Below are 18,293 nucleotides of genomic sequence, written 5' to 3'. Positions count from 1 at the left end.
CTGGCGCAACTTGAGCAGGTCGGTATTGAACTGGCCCAGCTGGCGCAGGCCGCCGAAATGCTGGCCGACGCTGTACAGCGCGGCAATGCCGATAGCCGCCACCGCCAACGTCAGCAGCAATACGAGGGCAAACCCTAGGCCCAGCTTGCGGGCCATACCCAGGTTGGCCAGAAAACCCCGCCTGCTCGTCTCCATACGCCGCCCCCTGCTCTGAGGATTTGCCAAAGGCCAAGCGTGGCAATGATTGCGCTGGACTCACAAGGGCTGAAGTGGCCAATAGTGTCAAATAGCTATGAGCGTGTCGCAATCAGCGTGCTGAGGGTCGCCACAGATGCGAAAACAAGGCCCCAGCGCGGGAACCCTGCCCATGAGCGACATCGATGCGCAGACCAGTTGCGCCCTGACAAATATGTTTGTAGACAGAACGCACTGCCGCACGATCAGCCTGGGGTGAGCACGACATCGTAAAGTGACTTAAAAGGGCATCATTTGCAGATGACAATCATGCTACGGCTGGTATAACCCGCAGGGTTGATGCCGAACAGGAAATCACCTTCCTCTTCGTCGTCACTGGTCGAGCGAGCGACAACTTTGTAACCCCGCGCCCCACAGGACTGCGCCGCCTTGCTATAGCACTTGTCCCACGATGACGATAAGCCTGAGCAATTGATATGCAAGCCCTTACGACCTTTTCTAACCTCGGTCTTAGCAGTTGCCACGCACCCTGCAATCGCGAGAATGGCCAAGAACAAAACTACGTGTTTCATTGCTGTCCTTAGATGATGTGACGTCATCGTAAGACCGATCACCTACGATCCAGTTCTTGCCTCTACCCTATCACAGAGAATCAAACTCAGTACCATCGCCCTGTCGGCGCAGCTGCCTTTTCAAATAGCCGTAGCCCCGCCATCCACCGTCAGGCTGTGCCCGGTCGTGAACGCCGCCGCATCACTGCACAGGTACAACACGGCACTGGCGATTTCCTCGACCTTGCCGATGCGCCCCACCGGGTGCATTGCGGCCGCGAACTCGGCCTTGCGCGGGTCCGCCTCGTAGGCGCGGCGGAACATGTCGGTATCGATCACCGCCGGGCACACCGCATTCACCCGGATGCCCTTCTTGGCATATTCGATGGCGGCCGATTTGGTCAGGCCGATCACCGCATGCTTGGACGCGCTATAGATACTCATCTTAGGCGCCGCACCCAAGCCTGCCACCGAGGCGGTGTTGACGATCGCCCCGCCACCCTGGGCCAGCAACAGCGGCAGCTGGTACTTCATGCACAGCCACACCCCCTTGACGTTGACGCCCATGATGGCATCGAACTCTGCCTCGCTGCCCTCGGCCAGGCGCCCCTGCTCGATCTCGATACCGGCATTGTTGTAGGCGTAGTCCAGCCGACCGTAGGCCTGAATGACCTGCTCATGCAGCCGGCGCACATCAGCGTCACGGGTCACGTCACAGGCCACGAACATGGCCTGCCCACCGGCCTCGTTGATCAACGCCACGGTGCCCTCACCACCGACCGGGTCGAGGTCGGCCACCACCACCTTGAGGCCCTCCCCTGCAAATGCCAGCGCCGTCGCCCGGCCGATACCCGCCGCACCGCCAGTGACCAGTGCTACCTGGCCGGAAAAGGTCATGCTCATCGAGTGCTCCAATAATGGGTGCGATTTTCAATGTGATGTGATGTGAAGTAGATGTGAGGTAGATGTGGGAGCCGCGCTTGCCGGCGATCGAGCGCGCAGCGCTCGCCAGCGCAGCCCCCACAAGGCCCTGCAACAGCCCCACACTTCTGCAGTCGAAGTCTAGTCAGCCTTCTCCCTCACTGGGCAGCATCATCAAGCCAGCGGTTGAGCTACCATGCTTACCAGTGATTTTGCAGACCTGTTGGCATCACCACGTTAAATTTACCCCTCTGCTTCCTGCCCACAAGGACCCCCGCCATGACCCAGACCAACCGCCGTTTCCTGCTGGCCAAACGCCCCACTGGCGCCGTGCGCCGTGACGATTTCACCTTCGAGACGGCCCCTGCCGATGCACCCGGCGAAGGTCAAATCCAGGTACGCAACCTGTACCTGTCGCTGGACCCGGCCATGCGCGGCTGGATGAATGAAGGTAAGTCGTACATCCCGCCCGTGGCACTCGGCCAGGTCATGCGCGCCCTGGGCGTAGGCGAAGTGGTGGCCTCCAACCACCCCGACTTCAAACCCGGCGACCATGTCAGCGGCGCCCTCGGCGTGCAGGACTACTTCACCGGCGAGCCCCAGGGCCTGCACAAGATCGACCCCAACCTTGCCCCCCTGCCCCGCTACCTCTCAGCCCTGGGCATGACCGGCATGACCGCCTACTTCGCCCTGCTCGACGTCGGCCAGCCCAAGGCAGGTGACACCGTGGTCATCTCCGGTGCCGCCGGCGCCGTAGGCAGCATCGTCGGCCAGATAGCCAAGATCAAAGGCTGCCGCGTGGTGGGCATTGCCGGCGGCGCGCAGAAATGTCAGTACCTCAAGGATGAACTGGGGTTCGACGGCGTCATCGACTACAAGGCCGAAGACGTGCTGGCCGGCCTGAAGCGCGAATGCCCCAAGGGCGTTGACGTGTATTTCGACAACGTCGGCGGCGAGATCCTCGACGCTGTGCTTACCCGCATCAACTTCAAGGCGCGCATCGTGATCTGCGGCGCGATCAGCCAATACAACAACAAAGAAGCCGTCAAAGGCCCGGCCAACTACCTGGCGCTGCTGGTGAACCGTGCACGCATGGAAGGGTTCGTGGTGATGGACCATGCCAAGGAGTACGGCAAGGCCGCGCAGGAAATCGCCGGCTGGCTGGCCACTGGCAAGGTCAAGAGCAAGGAGGACGTGGTCGAGGGGCTGGAGACGTTCCCAGAAACCCTGCTCAAGCTGTTCAGCGGAGAAAACTTCGGCAAGCTGGTGTTGAAGGTTTGAACTACAGGGGGCCGCTCATGCGGCCCCTAGCACATTTCAATGTCAGGTATTGTTAAGAACTTGTAGGAAAAATGTGAAAGATCTGTAGTATTAAACACTAAGTTATATGGCTCATTGATACTACAAGGGACGAGGGTGTGGTTGGCGATTCACAAATCTGGCAGAACGAATATCCCCATACCCTGCGCCATCGCAGCACCACCCTGCATCTTCAGGCCCCTATTGCCGTACATACACGGCTAGCCTTCGAACGGCTGATCGAGCAGACAGCCAGCTCCAAGCGGGTCAGCGCACCGCTTCAATGCACCCAAAGCCTGCTGTTCACCAAACGGGAAAAGCTCGATTCGCTGAAAAAGAAGCTGCGCATGCAGCGTGGCCAGCCCAAGCGCAACGGCATGTATGACTGGTCTCTCGAAGAACTGATCAACACCCGCGAAGCGGCCCGCCGGGGTGCGCGGGTGCCCAGGCTGGTCGGCTATGGCTACAGCCGCTCACGGTTCGGCCTGATGCAGGACTTTTTCCTCATCACAGAATTACTGAGCGGGCACGAGGATGGGTTGGCAACAGTGCGCCAAAACCCCGAGGCCGTGCACCGGGTGATCGCGGCAGCCTTCGAACTCCTGCACGCCCTGCACTGCCAGGGTGTCACGCACATGGACCTGTGGGCGGCGAACGTCATGCTTCCGGAACAAGGAAAAGCGCAGGCCATCGACCTGGAGAACAGCTTCTCCGGGCCCACCGCCTACAGGAGCGAAACCTTGGGCTTTCAGTTCGGCTTTTTCTACTACCGAGAAATTTACCGCTATATAACCGAAGCGGACTATGATGCTGCGGTAGAATGCGCACTGGCCGAGTACTTCCCTGATGTGCAACGCGCAGCCTTCAACCGGGTGTACGCGCTTGCCAAGCATGAGGAAATCGGGCGCCTGGAGCGCCGCGAAATCTTCACCAGCGGTGTACTCGAAAGTCGTTGGTAGAGCGCCATGGCTACCCCAGACTTCATAGAGTAGAAAATGATCAAGATCACCCAGAACATCGAATGTTCCAATACCGCCCCGTTCGTGCTGTTCGGCGGTATCAACGTCCTTGAGTCCGAGGACCTTGCCCTTACCGCCTGCGCCGAATACGTGCGGGTTACCGAGAAGCTGGGCATTCCTTATGTGTTCAAGGCCAGCTTCGACAAGGCCAACCGTTCCTCGATCCACTCCTACCGTGGCCCGGGCATGGAAGAAGGCCTGCGCATCTTCGAGAAGGTCAAGGCCGAGTTCGGCGTACCGATCATCACCGACGTGCATGAAATCTACCAGTGCGCGCCAGTGGCCGAAGTGGTCGACGTGCTGCAGCTGCCTGCCTTCCTGGCCCGCCAGACCGACCTGGTGGTGGCGCTGGCCAAGACCGGCAAGCCGGTGAACATCAAGAAACCACAGTTCCTGAGCCCTTCGCAGATGCAGAACATCGTGCAGAAGTTCAAGGAAGCGGGTAACGACCAGTTGATCCTGTGCGACCGCGGTACCTGCATGGGCTACGACAACCTGGTTGTGGACATGCTGGGCTTTGGTGTGATGAAGCGCACCTGCGATGACCTGCCGATCATTTTCGACGTAACCCACGCCCTGCAGAACCGCGACCCTTCGGGTGCTGCTTCGGGTGGCCGCCGCGAACAGGTGGTTGACCTGGCCCGTGCCGGCATGGGCGTTGGCCTGGCTGGCCTGTTCCTGGAAGCCCACCCGAACCCGGACCAAGCCAAGTGCGACGGCCCGAGCGCATTGCCGCTGGATAAACTGGAGCCGTTCCTGGCGCAGATCAAGGCGCTGGATGACCTGGTGAAGTCGTTCCCGCCGCTGGTTATTGGTTGAGTCGCTTTGGCGTGATGTGAAAGGGCCGGTACGCGCGCGTACCGGCCCTTTTTGTTTTTGGGCTTGGTGTGGGTATTGCGGCGTGACGGCAATCGAGTGCCCGAAGATCTGTGCCAGGCAGCCTCAGCCTTTCATCCCCAACTCGGCATCATCCATCAGCGCCTTGGCCATGGCGCTCAGGTAATGCGAAGCCCAGATCATCATCGGCTTTTCATCCATCAGCCCGATGATGGTCAACTCCCGCACATACCCCATCAGCTCCGAAGCCTGCTCACGGGCATCCTGGCAAGGTATCCCCGGCTCGATCCGGAACAAGGGATGAGTCTGGTGTTCACCCTGGAAAAACGTGGTCACACCCGCTGTGACATGGGTCACGTCTTTAGTCATCGCTCTACTCCCCCTCAATGCAGGCTGCTGGTACGTTCCAAGGCCAGCGAGAGCGCATCCGACTGACCCCAGGCAATCTGCATGGCCCGCAGGCCGTTTACCATCAACTCCCGGGTGGCTTCGTCTTCTACCGCGTAAAGGGCCATGTGGCAGTGGTTGTAGGCAAGCATCAGATAGTGGGTGACGTTCATGACTACGTGATCGATCGGCACGATGCGCTCGCTGATGGCGCTGGAGAGGGTCTTGTCGGAGGGAAGGTCGAAATGGTGGGGTGGATCGGGGACGATTTTTTTCATAGCAATTCCTTGAAGATTAAAGGAGTTGCCACCGCCGTTTCCACACGAAGGGCGACAACTGTACACGGGGTGGAAAACCGAGTCTTCAAGGAACCCCGGCAGGCCTGACGGCCTCCCGTATACAGCTGTCATTACGACAGGCACTTGAAGATTGTCCGGGTTTCCACGCCCGCATCGCTGAAAATCGGCGACCCAAGAAGCCTAAAGTGCAGTGTTTCCAGGAACAATCAGACGCGTGTCGACAGAACGTGTAGGGTATTTCTCCAGGCTAAGCATCACCAGTCCTGATACGTAGGAAATTTCTCAATCAACGAGTGGATAGATGCCTCACCGTCTCCATCGCGCCCCGCTCAAGCATGGCTGACGTATCCCTAGCATTCCCCATGCTTTAGAATGACGAAGACCTACATAAGATGCTGAATTGGCACCATTTTGGAAAACGAGCAGCTAGTCTGCATAGAAGCGTCACACGACATGGATCAAAGCTAGGGGTTTGCAATGGTTTCTCAGAATCACGACGTTACTGACACACCGTTGGTGACAGTGATCATCGCGTCCTATAACCACGCGCGTTACATCGAAGCCAGCATCAACAGCGTCGTCAACCAGACGTACAAGAACATCGAGCTTCTAGTGGTGGACGATGGCTCCAAGGACGACAGCCCTGAGGTACTCAAGCGGCTGCAGGCGCAACACGGCTTCGACCTGCGCTTCCAGGCCAACCAAGGCCTGGCGCGAACCCTCAACGACGCCATTGCGCGCGCCAAGGGCGACCTGATCGTGCCTTTCGGCTCCGACGACATCATGCTGCCGCACCGTATCGCCACCCAGGTGGAGTACATGCATGGCAAGCCTGAAGTGGGCATCTGCTCGGCCAACATCGAAACCATCGACCATAACGGCCAGGTGATGGGCGCGCGCGAACAGCGCAAACGCAACCTGCCCTTCCGCCGCCTGGACTTTGACGACCTGTGGCTGGACCGCAAGCCAGGCCCCATGGCTGCCACGTTGATGCTGCGCCGCGAAGCCCTGGAGAAGGTCGGCGGCTTCAGTGCCGATATCCGCCTGGAAGACGTATACATCGAACTGTCGATCGCGCGGGCCGGTTATTACATCGACGTGCTGGGCGAGGTGCTGGCGCAGTACCGCGACCACCCGACCAACACCTTCAAGAACGGCCGCTTCATGGTCGATAACGTGCTCAAGACATACGCACACTTCAAAGACCACCCGCAGTACGAGCAGGTGTGCATGAAGTTCCGCAACTCCATGGTGCTCAAGTACGCCAACCGCGACAAGCAACTGACGCGGGAAATCCTGGCTGATATCCCGCTCAAGTACTGGAACAGAAAGACTTTGCGTGGCCTGTGGCGCCTGCTCTGGTCTTAAGCGAGCTTTTTACCGCCCCGGTGTATCAGCCACTGGGCGTAGACCACAGCCATTGGCATCCAGATCAGAAACCAATGCTCTTTCGGGCGTGACATGAACGCACTGCCTTCTGTCAGCCCTGAAGCAAAGCCGAATATCAGCCAGGTCGCCGCAAGCGTAACCCCGGGGTGCTTGCGGTAAGCCCAGCAAAAGCGCATGGCCAGGCCGTAGAGCACCAACCAGAGCACCAAGCCCACGACCCCACCTGCATACAGCACGCCCAGCTCGATGTTGTGCGGGTCGGCGAGCGTCTGTTCAAGGCCTGGAATGATCACCGTCATCGGGGCATCGTAACCATGGCCAAGCCAGGGGTGCTCACCGATTTGGCGCAGCGATTCCATCCAGATTTCGGGGCGGTAGGACACGCCACGTTGAGTGATCGCTTCAGGGTAGAACACCGCAACCCCAACCAAAGCCAGGGCCACGGCCGCCATTGCGATCAAGCCGTGGCGCCGGTCACCCACGATCAGCAACCAACCCAGTGCAGCCGCCAACCCGATCAACGGCGTACGCGAGCCCGTGGCAAGAATGGCCATGCCCAGTACCGCCAGGCAGGCCAGAGCCAGAATGTTGAGCGCGCCGCGCGTCTGGAACCAGGTTGCCAACCAGATAGCAGCGAAAGCGCCGAACACATGGGCAGTCAGCAAGGGGTTGTAGAGCGCGCCGTAGCCGTCGAGGCGCCCGCCCTCACCCGCCGCCAGACCCAAGAAGTAGATCAGCGAAACACCAGCGGCGACTGCGGCAAACAGGGCAGCCAGGCGCACACACTGATGCAGCTGTGCCGGTGACTGCAAGCTGATGAGGCCGGCCGACAGCAACACCATGGCAATGTACAAGGGCCGCTTGAGCAAACTGCCTACCGAGTTCTCGGTATCGGACCAGGCAATGCTCAGCAGGGTGTAGGCAGAGAACACCAGGAAGGCAATGAACAGCGGGTTGCCAAACAACGCCTTGGCCTGCCGTGGCTGCAGGATCAAGACGATCAACGTGGGCGCGGCAAGCAGCAGGTAAAAGAGCTTGTGGTACAGCGAGCGGTCCCACGCCCAGAACATCCCCGTCAGCAGGGCCAGCCAGCCCAGCGGCAACACGTAGCGCGTCACCATGCCTGCCCAGCGTTGAGCCGGCGACTGTATCGACACATCAATTGACATCTAGCATCCTCTGGCAAACGGGAATGTTCAGTGTGAGCCCTGCATTCCAATGTAAGGATCGAAGGGCTCGCTGAACGCCACCCATGTTGAAAAGGTTGCTGTGAAACGCCTGCAGGTGTCAGCTACGGATCTCGGCGACCACCGCTGCCAAGGCCTGGGCCGGGTCTGCTGCCTGGCTGATCGGGCGGCCGATCACCAGGTAATCCGAGCCGGCATCCAGCGCCTGGCGCGGGGTCAGAATGCGGCGCTGATCATCTTGCGCGCTGCCGGCAGGGCGAATGCCCGGTGTTACCAACTGCAGGGACGGGTGCGCAGCCTTGAGCGCCGGCGCTTCAAGTGCCGAGCACACCAGCCCGTCCATGCCGGCTTTCTCGGCCAGTGCCGCCAGGCGCAGCACCTGCTCTTGCGGTTCGATGTCCAGACCGATGCCGGCCAGGTCTTCACGTTCCATGCTGGTCAGCACGGTCACGCCGATGAGCAGTGGCTGCGGGCCGCTGCGCTTGGCCAGCACTTCGCGGCAGGCCGACATCATGCGCAGGCCGCCGGAGCAGTGCACGTTTACCATCCACACGCCCATTTCGGCGGCAGCCTTCACGGCCATGGCGGTGGTGTTGGGGATGTCGTGAAACTTGAGGTCCAGGAACACCTCGAAGCCCTTCGCGCACAGCGACTCGACTATGCCGGACGCGCTGCTGGTGAACAGCTCCTTGCCAACTTTCACCCGGCACAGGGCAGGGTCGAGCTGGTCGGCCAGTTTCAGGGCGGCGTCACGGGTGGGGAAATCCAGGGCGACGATCAGGGGCGTCTGGCAGGCGGACATGGTCGGGGTCTCTTGGCAAGTCGTAAACGGCGCGCATTGTAAACGAAGTGGCCCAGGCTTTGGGGGCCGCGGATCAGCAGATTTGGCCAGGCCGTGCCCGGCTCCTATAATTGAACCAATGAATACGGCCATTGCTCAACATGCATACACGCCACGTTGTGTGCGATCACAGGAGATAACCCCATGCCTTGGTATGCCTGGCTGATACTGATCTTAGCCCTTGGCTCGATCGTGGGCGGGTTGATGATGTTGCGCGATACGGCGAAGAAACTGCCCTTGACCGACGAGCAGTTGAAGAAGGTACACGAGCGCAATGCCGAGGCGGATGCCAAGGATGCGCGGGATCGGTAGGCCTAGGGTACGGTGTTTTGAATGCCCTGCGTATTTGGGGTTGCGTAGCTCGAGTGCCGCGCGGGCGGCGCTCGAACTCAAGGGCGCTAGTACAAGCAAGACGGGCTAGCGGATGACAGTGCCCCCTACTCCACCGTCAACTTGTCACGATTGCGTTCGAGCAGCGCCTTGCCGATGCCCTTGATCTCCAGTAACTCGTCCACCGACGCAAATGGCCCGTGCGCATCCCGGTATGCGACGATCGCTTCAGCCTTGGCCTTGCCGATGCCGTTGAGGCCCTGCTGTAACGTGATTGCATCTGCACTGTTCAAGTTCAGCCGGCCAGCCGAGGCAGCCGCTTGAGCCACCACAGGTGCCGGCTCGGCCATCATTGCGCTGGCTGCCGGCGCGGCGCTGGTCGCCATGGACAGGCCCGCGAACAGTGGCAGGAACAGGTAGGAAAGAACGATATTACGCATTGTGGACACTCCTTCGAGAAAGTTTACGAGGCAGCGTTTCCTTGGCTGCCCGGTAAAACTAACGGCTCGAAGGCCCCTGAGAAAGCCCGCGGATCAAGGGATTGGTTACCAAATTCAACAGCTGACAGCACACAATGGCGTCAGCTGTAGGAAGGTGCCCAGCGCATTGAAAGAGCAAGGGCAGTGCTAACGGTCCCGGCGCTGCTGCTGGTAAACCCAGTCGACGATGTCACCCTCTGGCGAGTAGCCGCTGACCAGTTCGCGCAGCAGTTGCCGCACGCGGGTAAAGTCATCTTCGGCCACTGCCTTGAACAGCACGGCCAAGCGCTCGCGCAATACTTCCCAGGCGATGAAGTCTTCGTTGGCCGCCATGATCATCGGGTGGGCCGTAGGGGAAACGTCATCGCCAATCAGCAGCTCTTCATAAAGCTTCTCGCCGGGCCGTAGCCCACTGAACTCGATGGCGATGTCACCGTGCGGGTTATCCGGGCTGCGCACACTGAAGCCCGACAGGTGGACCATCTTTTCTGCCAGTTCGACGATTTTCACCGGCTCGCCCATGTCCAGCACGAACACATCGCCCCCCTGCCCCATCGCCCCCGCCTGCACCACCAGCTGCGCAGCCTCGGGAATGGTCATGAAATAGCGGGTTATCTTCGGGTGGGTCACCGTCAGCGGCCCCCCGGCTTTGATCTGCTGGTGGAACAACGGAATCACAGAACCGGAAGAGCCCAGCACATTGCCGAACCGCACCATGGTGAAGCGGGTTTTGTTCACCCGGGAAATCTTGCTGCTGTCGCCGTACATCACCGGCGCCGCTTCGCGGCTCAGCGCCTGCAGGATCAGCTCGGCCAGCCGCTTGGAGCTGCCCATCACGTTGGTCGGGCGCACGGCCTTGTCGGTGGAGATCAGCACAAAGTTGGCCACGCCCGTCTGCAGCGCGGCCTGCGCCGTGCACAGCGTGCCAAACACATTGTTGAGAATGCCTTCGGCCACGTTGTGCTCGACCATGGGTACGTGCTTGTAGGCCGCAGCGTGATACACGGTGTCCACCCGCCAGGTGCTCATCACATCGGCCAGGTGCTGCTGGTTACGCACCGAGCCCAGGATCGGCAGCAACTGCACCGCCAGAGACTCGCGCGTAATGCGCTGCTCAAGCTCGGTGAGGATGCTGTACAGGTTGAATTCGCTGTGGTCGAACAGCAGCAGGGTCTTGGGTTCCAGCCCGATGATCTGCCGGCACAGCTCGGAGCCGATCGAGCCGCCCGCGCCAGTCACCAGCACGGTACGCTTCTTGTTGCACCGCCAAAGCAGTTCATCCTGCGCCGGCACCGGGTCGCGCCCCAGCAGGTCGGCAATGTCGACGTCCTGGATGTCATCGACTTTTACCCGGCCACTGGCCAGGTCGGCAAACGCCGGCACACTGCGCACATGCAAGGGGTAAGGCTCGAGGAAGGCGAGAATCTCTTTACGCCGCGCGCGTGAAGCGGTTGGCAGCGCCAGGAGTATTTCCTGGGCGCCGGTTTCTTTGATCATCTGGTCAAGGTGCTTGGGCTTGTACACCTGCAGGCCGGAGATGACCCGGTTGGCCAGGTCGCCGTCATCGTCGATGAAGGCCACAGGACGCATCACACGCCCCATGCGCAATGCCGCCAGCAACTGGTTGCCGGCCGTGCCAGCGCCGTAAATGGCGACTTTGACCTGGCCATCGTCACGGTTGGTAAAAGGGATTTGATGAGCACCGCTGAACCAGTCGCCGAGGAAATACTGGCGCATGATCAAGCGCAAGCCGCCCATGATGACCAGGCTCAGCCACCAGTAATTGAAAATGATCGAACGCGGCACGATGACCTGATGGTTGCTGTACCAGTAGACCACCACAGCGAGTATCAAGGAGGACAAGGTGACCGCCTTGATGATGGCAACCAGCGCATCATTGCCAAAGTAGCGCATCACCGCGCGGTACATGCCAAAGCGGATGAACAGCGGAATAGCCACGATCGGCGCAGCCAGGAACAGCCAGGTGTGTTCGATGATGGGGTTGTACATTTCATCGATGCCCAGGCGCACGATGAACGACAGCCACAGGGCAAACCAGATAAGCACGACGTCGGTGCACACCTGTATCAGGCGCTTCTGACGCCGGGACAGGTTCACCAGGTACTGGCGCACCCTGTCTTTATTCGCGTCACTCATCCGGTTCTCCTAAGCCACATATGCCCCAGCCCACTCTGGCCATGTTATTCGCGTTCGCCTGCGCGATACTTGATCGCCAGCAGTGTAAGAGGCGCGTAGGCAATCAAGGTTCCCGCTGCGCCATCAAGCTTGAACAGCAGCACGGCTGCAGCCACGGGCAGCAACCAGCCGATATTGATGGCCGCCACCGCCAGGCTGACGGGTAGATGGCTGCCGTACTGCCGTGACGCATATTGGTAGGCATGGCTGCGATGGGCTTCATAGACTTTTTCGCCCCGCAACAGGCGCCGCCCCAATGTGAACGTGGCATCGACCACGAACACACCCATAAGTATTAACCACCCCCAGAATAATAGCGGGTTTATCCAGGCTGCCTGCAGTGCCAGAAGGCCCAGTACGATACCCAGGAAACCACTGCCGGCATCGCCCATGAAGATCCGCGCCGGGGGGAAGTTCCAGGCCAGGAAACCGGCCACCGTCGCCGCCAGCAGCAACGGCAACCCGATCGCCTGTGGGTTACCGGTAATCGCGTAGAGCAGGCAACCACCCAGGCACACGCAAATGGCCTCGATACTGGCGATACCGTCAATGCCATCCATGAAGTTATAGAGGTTCAACAGCCAGACCAGGTACAACGCGGCGAGGATAGCGCTCAGCCAGGCAATGTCCAGCGGTAGGCCGAACAGCGTAATCGCAGGCATGCCCCCCAACCAGTACAACCCCCAGGCGGCCGCTACAAAGTGGCCGAGCAAGCGCCAGCGTGCGGCGATATGCCCGTGGTCATCCATGAAGCCGATCAGCGCCACCAACCCCCCGGCCCCGAGCAGGCCGACCAGCAATCGGAACGGGACCACCCCGCTCCACCCCAGCACCAGCAGGGCGGCCAGGAATGTAATGACGAACGCCAGGCCGCCACCGCGTGGCGTGGGCAAGGAGTGCGAACTGCGCGCATTGGGGATGTCCAGCAAGCTGCGCGCCAGCGCGTAACGCCGAAGCCCAGCGGTCAGGGCAAGTGAAATGAGGCCAGCAGCGATAATCAGCCATATCATGGGCGGTGGCCTTCCAGAAAAGCGCGGGCGGTGGCGTCAAGCCCCTGCTGCAAGGTGAACGGGGGGCGCCAGCCCAGCAGCAGCTGATTCTTGGCAATATCTACCTGCAACGACCCTAGCAAACGCTGGGCCAGGTCGTGCCGGCCAACCAGATTGGCAGCGCTCTGGAGCAGGGCCGGGGGCACCGGCAACAGCCGCGCCGGGCGGCCGAGCGCACGCCCCAAGGCCCGCAAGAGCTCGCTCAAGGACACATCCTCGCCATCGCTGGCCATGAAAGTCTGGTTACGGGCCTGAGGGTGATCGATGCAGGTAACCACAAGATCTACGAGGTTTTGCACCGAGACCAGGCTGCGACGGTTATCGACAGCCCCCAATGGCAACGGCACCCCGCGCTGCACCCAGCGCATCATGCTGTGGAAGTTGGCTTTGACCCCTGGGCCATAGACCAATACCGGCCGAATAATCACGATCTCCATACCGGTGGCCACGGCGACCTGGCATAACCCCTGCTCCGCTTCATGTTTGGAAATGCCGTAGGCATCCAGCGGCATGGCTGCATCATCGGCACGCAAGGGCTGGCCCGGAATACTGGCCTCGCCGTTGACCTTGACCGAGCTGATGAACACGAAGCGCCGTACACCCGCCGCTGCTGCTTGCCGGGCGAGGTTGAGCGTGCCCTCGACATTGACCCGGCGGAACGCGGCCAGGCTATCGGCGGCGGTTTCTTTCATGACATGCACGCGCGCGGCGGCATGCACCACGGCGTCCACCCCGGCCAAGGCTTCAGCCCAATCCGTCGTGGCGGCCAGGTCGCCTACGTTGACCGCCGGTATGTCCGCCGGCCCCGTCCCAGCACGGCGCAAAGCCGCCCGAGGGGCGTACACGCCGATTGAAGCCAGCCTGTGGCAGAGCGCGCTGCCGACAAAACCGCTGGCGCCGGTGACGAGAATGGTTTGTCTATCCATGAGTGAACATCCAGCCCGCAGGCGTAACAATAGTGCAAGTGCAAACGGCCCCTGGGAATCAGGCGGGGCCTTGCCTGCCTTGTAACAGGCTACGGTAAAGCTCAGCGTATGAGGCGGCCATCAAAGGTGCGGTAAAGACCTCTTCATAGCGCTGCAACGCTTTGGCCCCCATGGCCTGGGCCATGGCTGGGGTGTCCCACAGGCGCTGCATGGCCTGTGCCAACGCCGTGGCATCCCGTGGCGGCACTACCAGCCCGGTCTGATCGGCCAGGTTGATGAACGTGGTACCCGAACCCATTTCACAAGAAATCAGCGGCTTGCCATACATGGCCGCCTCCAGCAGCGAAATGCCGAACGACTCGGAGCGCAGGTGCGACGGGAACACGAAGCCGTAGCACAGCTCCAGCAGCGCGGCTTTGTCTTCATCGGGCAGGCCGCCGAGAAAGTGCACATTGTCCAACCCCAGTTCGGCGGCCTGCTGCTTGAGCTGCCCTTCGAGGAAGCCGCCGCCCATGATCGCCACTGGCAAGCCATTGAGTTGCGCGGCCTGCAGCAAGTGGTCCAGGCCCTTGTAGTAGCGCAACGCGCCGACGAACAGGAAAAACCGCTCACCCAACCGCGCGCGCCAGTACGCCAGCTTTTGCGCGGATGCCTTGGGGTAGGTCGACCGGTCCAGGCCATAGGGGATGATCGAGACCTTGTCTTTGAAGCGCGTCAGCACCGGGCTATGCGCGGCATAGTTGGGCGACGATGCGACAACCCGGTCCACGCTCTGGAAAAAACGGTGCATCAAAGGCTGATAGAGTTTGAGCAACCACTTCTGCTTGACGATATCCGAGTGGTAGCTCACCACGGACGGCTTGTTCACCCGTGCCATGAAATGCACAAGGTCCATGTAGGGCCAGGGGAAATGGTAATGGACGATATCCGCCTCCCTGGCCAGCTCGGTGAAGTCCTTGAGGGCCGACAGCGAGAAGCCGGTAGAGGCCACGTGCAGGTCAAGCTTGGCGCGGTGGGCCAGGTGGTTGGCCACCGGCTGGTTGCGCGCCGCCCCACGGTTGCTGAGGTAGAGCACTTGCGAATCGATACCCTCGGCTCGGCAACCTTCGGCGATCTGGAAAATGACCTGCTCGATACCGCCCATGGAGTCGGGGTAGTAGGTCTTGAAAAAATGCAGAACCTTGATCATTGCCCTTCCCTGACTTTGCGGTAAACCTCGAGGGTGGCTTGTGTGCAGCGCTCCCAAGAAAACCCGCCGGCATGGCGCAGCCCCTGCTCTACCGCGGCCGCGCGCCAGGCTTGATCCTCAAGCCCGCGCTGCAACAACGCCGTGAGCCCGTCCACGTCGTCGGGCGCGCACATCAAGGCGGCCTGGCCTGCCACTTCAGGCAGTGAAGAGCTGTTGGAACACACCACCGGCACCCCGGAGCTCATGGCTTCGAGCACGGGCAAGCCGAACCCTTCGTAATGCGACGGGAAGGTGAACAACCGGGCCCCGGCAAACAGCAAGGGCAGGTCTTGGGCGGCAGCGAACCCCAGGTAACGGGCCCAGCCCTGCTGTTGCGCCTGAGCGATACGGGCGTGGATCGCTTCGCTGCGCCAGCCGTGGTAGCCGGTAAGCATCAGCGGCCAGCGCTGGCGTAGCGCCAGCGGCAACCTGCCGTAAGCGTCCAGCAAGGTTTCGATATTCTTGCGCGGCTCGATGGTGCCCACGAACAGGCTGTAACCGCCCGGTTCCAGGCCGTGCCGGGCAAGGGTTTCGCGCAGCATGTCGGGGCTACGCGGGTAGAACTCTGGCGAACTGGCCAGCGGCACCGCGTGGATCCGCTCAATGGGCCAGGCAAAGTAATCGGCCAGCTCCTGACGGGTGTAGTGCGAATCGGTGATCAACGCATCGGCGCGTTCCAGGGTAAGCGTGAGCTCTTTTTGCAGGTAACGCGCTATCTGCGGCGCATGGCAGTGCGCCCAGGTGAATGGCGACAAGTCGTGGAAGGTCGCCACACTGCGGCCGGCGAAGGGCGGCAGGTAGTAGTTGGGGCTGTGGTAGATGAATTGCTCATAGCCCTGCAAGGCCCGCTTGCGCAAAAAGGGCATCAGCCGGCGATACGCTTCGACCGCCAAGGCGTTCTTCTGCACGAAACGCTTGAGGCCATGCACGGCATCGGACTGGTCCGACGGCTGGGGCAAGCCTGGCAGGAAGCGCCGACCGGCAAACAGCTGCAGGTCGGTGATCTCGCTACTGTTCTGCAGCCGCGACGCCAGTTCGTAGGTATAGCGTCCAATGCCGGTCAGCGGGAAGCGGATCGGCTCGACGGAAAGGATGAGCTTCATTTACCCGCAAGCATCCAACCCAGGGTTTCATCCAGTGTCGGGGTTTGCCAGCCGGGTACCAGGCTGCGCAGCAGGCTGTTGTCGCCGCACAAGGTCTTGACCTCGTTGGCGCGGACAAAAGCCGGGTTCACCTGTACGTCGATCTGATGCCCGGTAATGGCCGAGCACTTGGCGATGACTTCGCGCAGCGAATGGGTTTGCCCGGAGCTGACGTTCACCGTCTGCCCCAGCGGGCGCGCTTCGATCAGCCCGCGGTAAGCCTGCACCACCGCACGCACGTCGCTGAAATCGCGCCATACGTCGAGGTTGCCCAGTTCGATGGTGCTTGCCTTGCGGCTGAAGTGCGAAACGATCTTGGGCAGCAGGAAGTTTTCTGCCTGCCCAACACCGGTGTAATTGAAGGGGCGCGTGATGACGATTGGCAGACGGTCGAACCACAACCGCGCCATGTATTCCATGGCCAGCTTGCTGACCGCGTAATCATTGGCGGGCGCCGGCGGCGTCTGCTCGCCCAGCATCCCTTCGGAAACATTGCCATATACGTTGGCACTGCTGGCAATCAGCACACAGTCGGGTGCTTTGCCGCAGGCTGCGATGGCTTCGAGCAGGTTGCGCGTGCCGACCAGGTTGACCTGGTAGAACGCATCGGCTGCGCCGTGCCCGACAAACGCAATGGCAGCCAGATGCACGATGACATCCGGCTGCACTTCGGCCAGCAACGCGCGCAAGGCCGGGCCGTCGGTGAGATCGACCTGGTGGTAGTCCGGGGCATCCAGCACCTGGCTGCCCGTACCGACTACTTCATAGCCACTGGCTCGCAACTCGGCCGCCATGTAGCGGCCCGTGAACCCCTGAACCCCTGTGATAAGCGCGCGTTTACTGGCCATTTGCATCAGAACGAGAACCCTTTTTCGTTACGACGCAGGTCGGCTTCGACCATCATGCGGCACAGCTCTTCCAGGCTGGTTTTTGGCTCCCAACCCAGCACTTCCTTGGCCTTGGCCGGGTTGCCGATCAGCAGCTCCACTTCGGCAGGGCGGTAGAATTTCGGGTTGATCACGACCAGTACCTTGCCGGAGGCGGCGCAGGTGCCCTGCTCTGCCTCGTCCTTGCCGCTCCAGTTGATTTCGATACCTGCTGCCTTGAAGGCCATGGTCACGAAGTCACGAACGGTTTCGGTACGGTTGGTGGCCAGCACGAAGGTGTCTGGCTCGTCAGCCTGCAGCATGCGCCACATGCCTTCGACGTATTCCTTGGCAAAGCCCCAGTCGCGCTTGGCGTCGAGGTTGCCCAGCTCCAACTTGTCGAGCAGGCCGAGTTTGATCTTGGCTACCGAGTCGGTGATCTTGCGGGTCACGAACTCACGGCCGCGCAGAGGCGACTCATGGTTGAACAGGATGCCGCTGGTGGCGAAGATGTTGTACGACTCACGGTAGTTGATGGTCATCCAGTGAGCGTACAGCTTGGCCACGCCATAGGGGCTGCGCGGGTAGAACGGGGTGGTTTCTACCTGCGGGATTTCCTGCACCTTGCCGAACATTTCGGAGGTGGAGGCCTGGTAGAAGCGCACTTTCGGGTTGACGATACGGATGGCTTCGAGCAGGTTGACCGCGCCCAGGCCGGTGATTTCGGCGGTGGTCAGCGGCTGTTCGAACGACACGCCAACGAAGCTCTGCGCGGCGAGGTTGTACACCTCGGTGGCTTCGGTGGTTTGCAGCAGGCGGATGCTGGCCGACAGGTCGGTGAGGTCGTACTCGACCAGGTGCAGGTTGGGGTTGGTGTGGATCCCCAGTTCCTCAATGCGCCAGAAGTTGACCGAGCTGGTGCGACGGTAGGTGCCGTAGACCGTGTAGCCCTTTTCCAGCAGCAGTTCCGCCAGGTAGGCGCCGTCTTGACCAGTGATCCCAGTGACGATTGCTTTCATGCGACTTAACCAACTCCGATAGTGCCGTGCGGGCATGTGTGATTATTAGACCGGCGCGGGCTGTTCCTGCCGCGCGCACGTTAAGGTTCGGTGACGGAGTATACATCTGTTGGGCGATGTGCTCGACTCAGAA

The 18,293-nt window shown here is 60.9% G+C and carries 19 protein-coding genes; 5 read left to right on the top strand and 14 right to left on the bottom strand.

Going from position 1 to position 18,293, the window contains the following annotated elements; all coding sequences use genetic code 11:
* Positions 1-485: 485 nt before the first annotated feature.
* Positions 486-767: a hypothetical protein gene (locus tag ABRP30_RS07125; RefSeq protein WP_241802948.1), complete on the bottom strand. Its 282-nt coding sequence runs from the start codon at positions 765-767 to the stop codon at positions 486-488.
* A gap of 120 nt (positions 768-887) precedes the next feature.
* Positions 888-1,649, bottom strand: a complete 762-nt coding sequence (locus tag ABRP30_RS07120) for an SDR family oxidoreductase (protein WP_349976085.1) — start codon at positions 1,647-1,649, stop codon at positions 888-890.
* 297 nt (positions 1,650-1,946) lie between these two features.
* Between ABRP30_RS07120 and ABRP30_RS07115 the strand changes: the two genes are divergently transcribed.
* From ABRP30_RS07115 to kdsA, 3 genes are all read left to right on the top strand, one after another.
* Complete coding sequence (locus ABRP30_RS07115) at positions 1,947-2,948, top strand: NADP-dependent oxidoreductase (protein ID WP_267821928.1); 1,002 nt, start codon at positions 1,947-1,949, stop codon at positions 2,946-2,948.
* A gap of 137 nt (positions 2,949-3,085) precedes the next feature.
* Positions 3,086-3,925 carry a lipopolysaccharide kinase InaA family protein gene (locus tag ABRP30_RS07110; RefSeq protein WP_349976084.1) on the top strand — a complete coding sequence of 280 codons (840 nt, stop codon included), beginning with the start codon at positions 3,086-3,088 and terminating at the stop codon, positions 3,923-3,925.
* Positions 3,926-3,961: 36 nt separating this feature from the next.
* Positions 3,962-4,804: a 3-deoxy-8-phosphooctulonate synthase gene (gene kdsA / locus ABRP30_RS07105; RefSeq protein ID WP_349976083.1), complete on the top strand. Its 843-nt coding sequence runs from the start codon at positions 3,962-3,964 to the stop codon at positions 4,802-4,804.
* Positions 4,805-4,927: 123 nt separating this feature from the next.
* Here the strand turns inward: kdsA and ABRP30_RS07100 are convergent, their stop codons facing one another.
* Together ABRP30_RS07100 and ABRP30_RS07095 are read right to left on the bottom strand one after the other, a co-directional pair.
* The gene (locus ABRP30_RS07100) at positions 4,928-5,191 is read right to left on the bottom strand and encodes a DUF3077 domain-containing protein (protein WP_267821924.1); all 264 of its coding nucleotides are present in this window, start codon (positions 5,189-5,191) and stop codon (positions 4,928-4,930) included.
* 14 nt (positions 5,192-5,205) lie between these two features.
* Positions 5,206-5,487, bottom strand: a complete 282-nt coding sequence (locus ABRP30_RS07095; protein WP_267821922.1) for a hypothetical protein — start codon at positions 5,485-5,487, stop codon at positions 5,206-5,208.
* Positions 5,488-5,985: 498 nt separating this feature from the next.
* Here ABRP30_RS07095 and ABRP30_RS07090 point away from each other — a divergent pair, with 498 nt between their 5' ends.
* A complete protein-coding gene (locus tag ABRP30_RS07090; protein WP_241802941.1) occupies positions 5,986-6,876 on the top strand; it encodes a glycosyltransferase in 891 nt (296 codons plus the stop codon).
* Here the strand turns inward: ABRP30_RS07090 and ABRP30_RS07085 are convergent.
* Together ABRP30_RS07085 and pyrF are read right to left on the bottom strand one after the other, a co-directional pair.
* Positions 6,873-8,066, bottom strand: a complete 1,194-nt coding sequence (locus tag ABRP30_RS07085; protein WP_267821919.1) for an O-antigen ligase — start codon at positions 8,064-8,066, stop codon at positions 6,873-6,875. The two genes, ABRP30_RS07090 and ABRP30_RS07085, sit on opposite strands and share 4 nt — an antisense overlap.
* Positions 8,067-8,184: 118 nt before the next feature.
* Complete coding sequence (gene pyrF, locus ABRP30_RS07080; protein WP_012313329.1) at positions 8,185-8,886, bottom strand: orotidine-5'-phosphate decarboxylase; 702 nt, start codon at positions 8,884-8,886, stop codon at positions 8,185-8,187.
* 183 nt (positions 8,887-9,069) lie between these two features.
* Here pyrF and ABRP30_RS07075 point away from each other — a divergent pair, with 183 nt between their 5' ends.
* Positions 9,070-9,237: a DUF2897 family protein gene (locus ABRP30_RS07075; protein ID WP_241802938.1), complete on the top strand. Its 168-nt coding sequence runs from the start codon at positions 9,070-9,072 to the stop codon at positions 9,235-9,237.
* Between the two features lie 125 nt (positions 9,238-9,362).
* On the opposite strand, the gene ABRP30_RS07070 is transcribed toward ABRP30_RS07075, so the two are convergent.
* From ABRP30_RS07070 to gmd, 8 genes are all read right to left on the bottom strand, one after another.
* Positions 9,363-9,695, bottom strand: coding sequence for a ComEA family DNA-binding protein (locus ABRP30_RS07070; RefSeq protein WP_241802937.1), 333 nt, complete (start codon positions 9,693-9,695; stop codon positions 9,363-9,365).
* 186 nt (positions 9,696-9,881) lie between these two features.
* On the bottom strand, positions 9,882-11,891 hold the full coding sequence (locus ABRP30_RS07065) for a nucleoside-diphosphate sugar epimerase/dehydratase (protein ID WP_241802936.1): 2,010 nt from the start codon (positions 11,889-11,891) through the stop codon (positions 9,882-9,884).
* A 44-nt stretch (positions 11,892-11,935) separates the two neighbouring features.
* A complete protein-coding gene (locus ABRP30_RS07060; RefSeq protein WP_349976082.1) occupies positions 11,936-12,940 on the bottom strand; it encodes a glycosyltransferase family 4 protein in 1,005 nt (334 codons plus the stop codon).
* Positions 12,937-13,905, bottom strand: coding sequence for an SDR family oxidoreductase (locus tag ABRP30_RS07055; protein WP_349976081.1), 969 nt, complete (start codon positions 13,903-13,905; stop codon positions 12,937-12,939). Before ABRP30_RS07055 ends, ABRP30_RS07060 begins: the two co-directional genes overlap by 4 nt.
* Before the next feature lie 58 nt (positions 13,906-13,963).
* Positions 13,964-15,094: a glycosyltransferase family 4 protein gene (locus tag ABRP30_RS07050; RefSeq protein ID WP_349976080.1), complete on the bottom strand. Its 1,131-nt coding sequence runs from the start codon at positions 15,092-15,094 to the stop codon at positions 13,964-13,966.
* The gene (locus tag ABRP30_RS07045) at positions 15,091-16,236 is read right to left on the bottom strand and encodes a glycosyltransferase family 1 protein (protein ID WP_349976079.1); all 1,146 of its coding nucleotides are present in this window, start codon (positions 16,234-16,236) and stop codon (positions 15,091-15,093) included. Before ABRP30_RS07045 ends, ABRP30_RS07050 begins: the two co-directional genes overlap by 4 nt.
* Positions 16,233-17,129 carry a GDP-mannose 4,6-dehydratase gene (locus ABRP30_RS07040; RefSeq protein ID WP_267821909.1) on the bottom strand — a complete coding sequence of 299 codons (897 nt, stop codon included), beginning with the start codon at positions 17,127-17,129 and terminating at the stop codon, positions 16,233-16,235. Before ABRP30_RS07040 ends, ABRP30_RS07045 begins: the two co-directional genes overlap by 4 nt.
* Positions 17,129-18,160 carry a GDP-mannose 4,6-dehydratase gene (gene gmd, locus ABRP30_RS07035; protein ID WP_241802931.1) on the bottom strand — a complete coding sequence of 344 codons (1,032 nt, stop codon included), beginning with the start codon at positions 18,158-18,160 and terminating at the stop codon, positions 17,129-17,131. The genes ABRP30_RS07040 and gmd overlap by 1 nt, the downstream gene beginning before the upstream one ends.
* Between the last annotated feature and the right edge of the window lie 133 nt (positions 18,161-18,293).

The sequence above is a fragment of the Pseudomonas sp. WHRI 8519 genome (assembly GCF_040224055.2).
In the GTDB taxonomy this organism is placed as follows: Bacteria; Pseudomonadota; Gammaproteobacteria; order Pseudomonadales; family Pseudomonadaceae; genus Aquipseudomonas; species Aquipseudomonas putida_X.
This window is presented reverse-complemented; position numbering and strand designations above follow the sequence as displayed.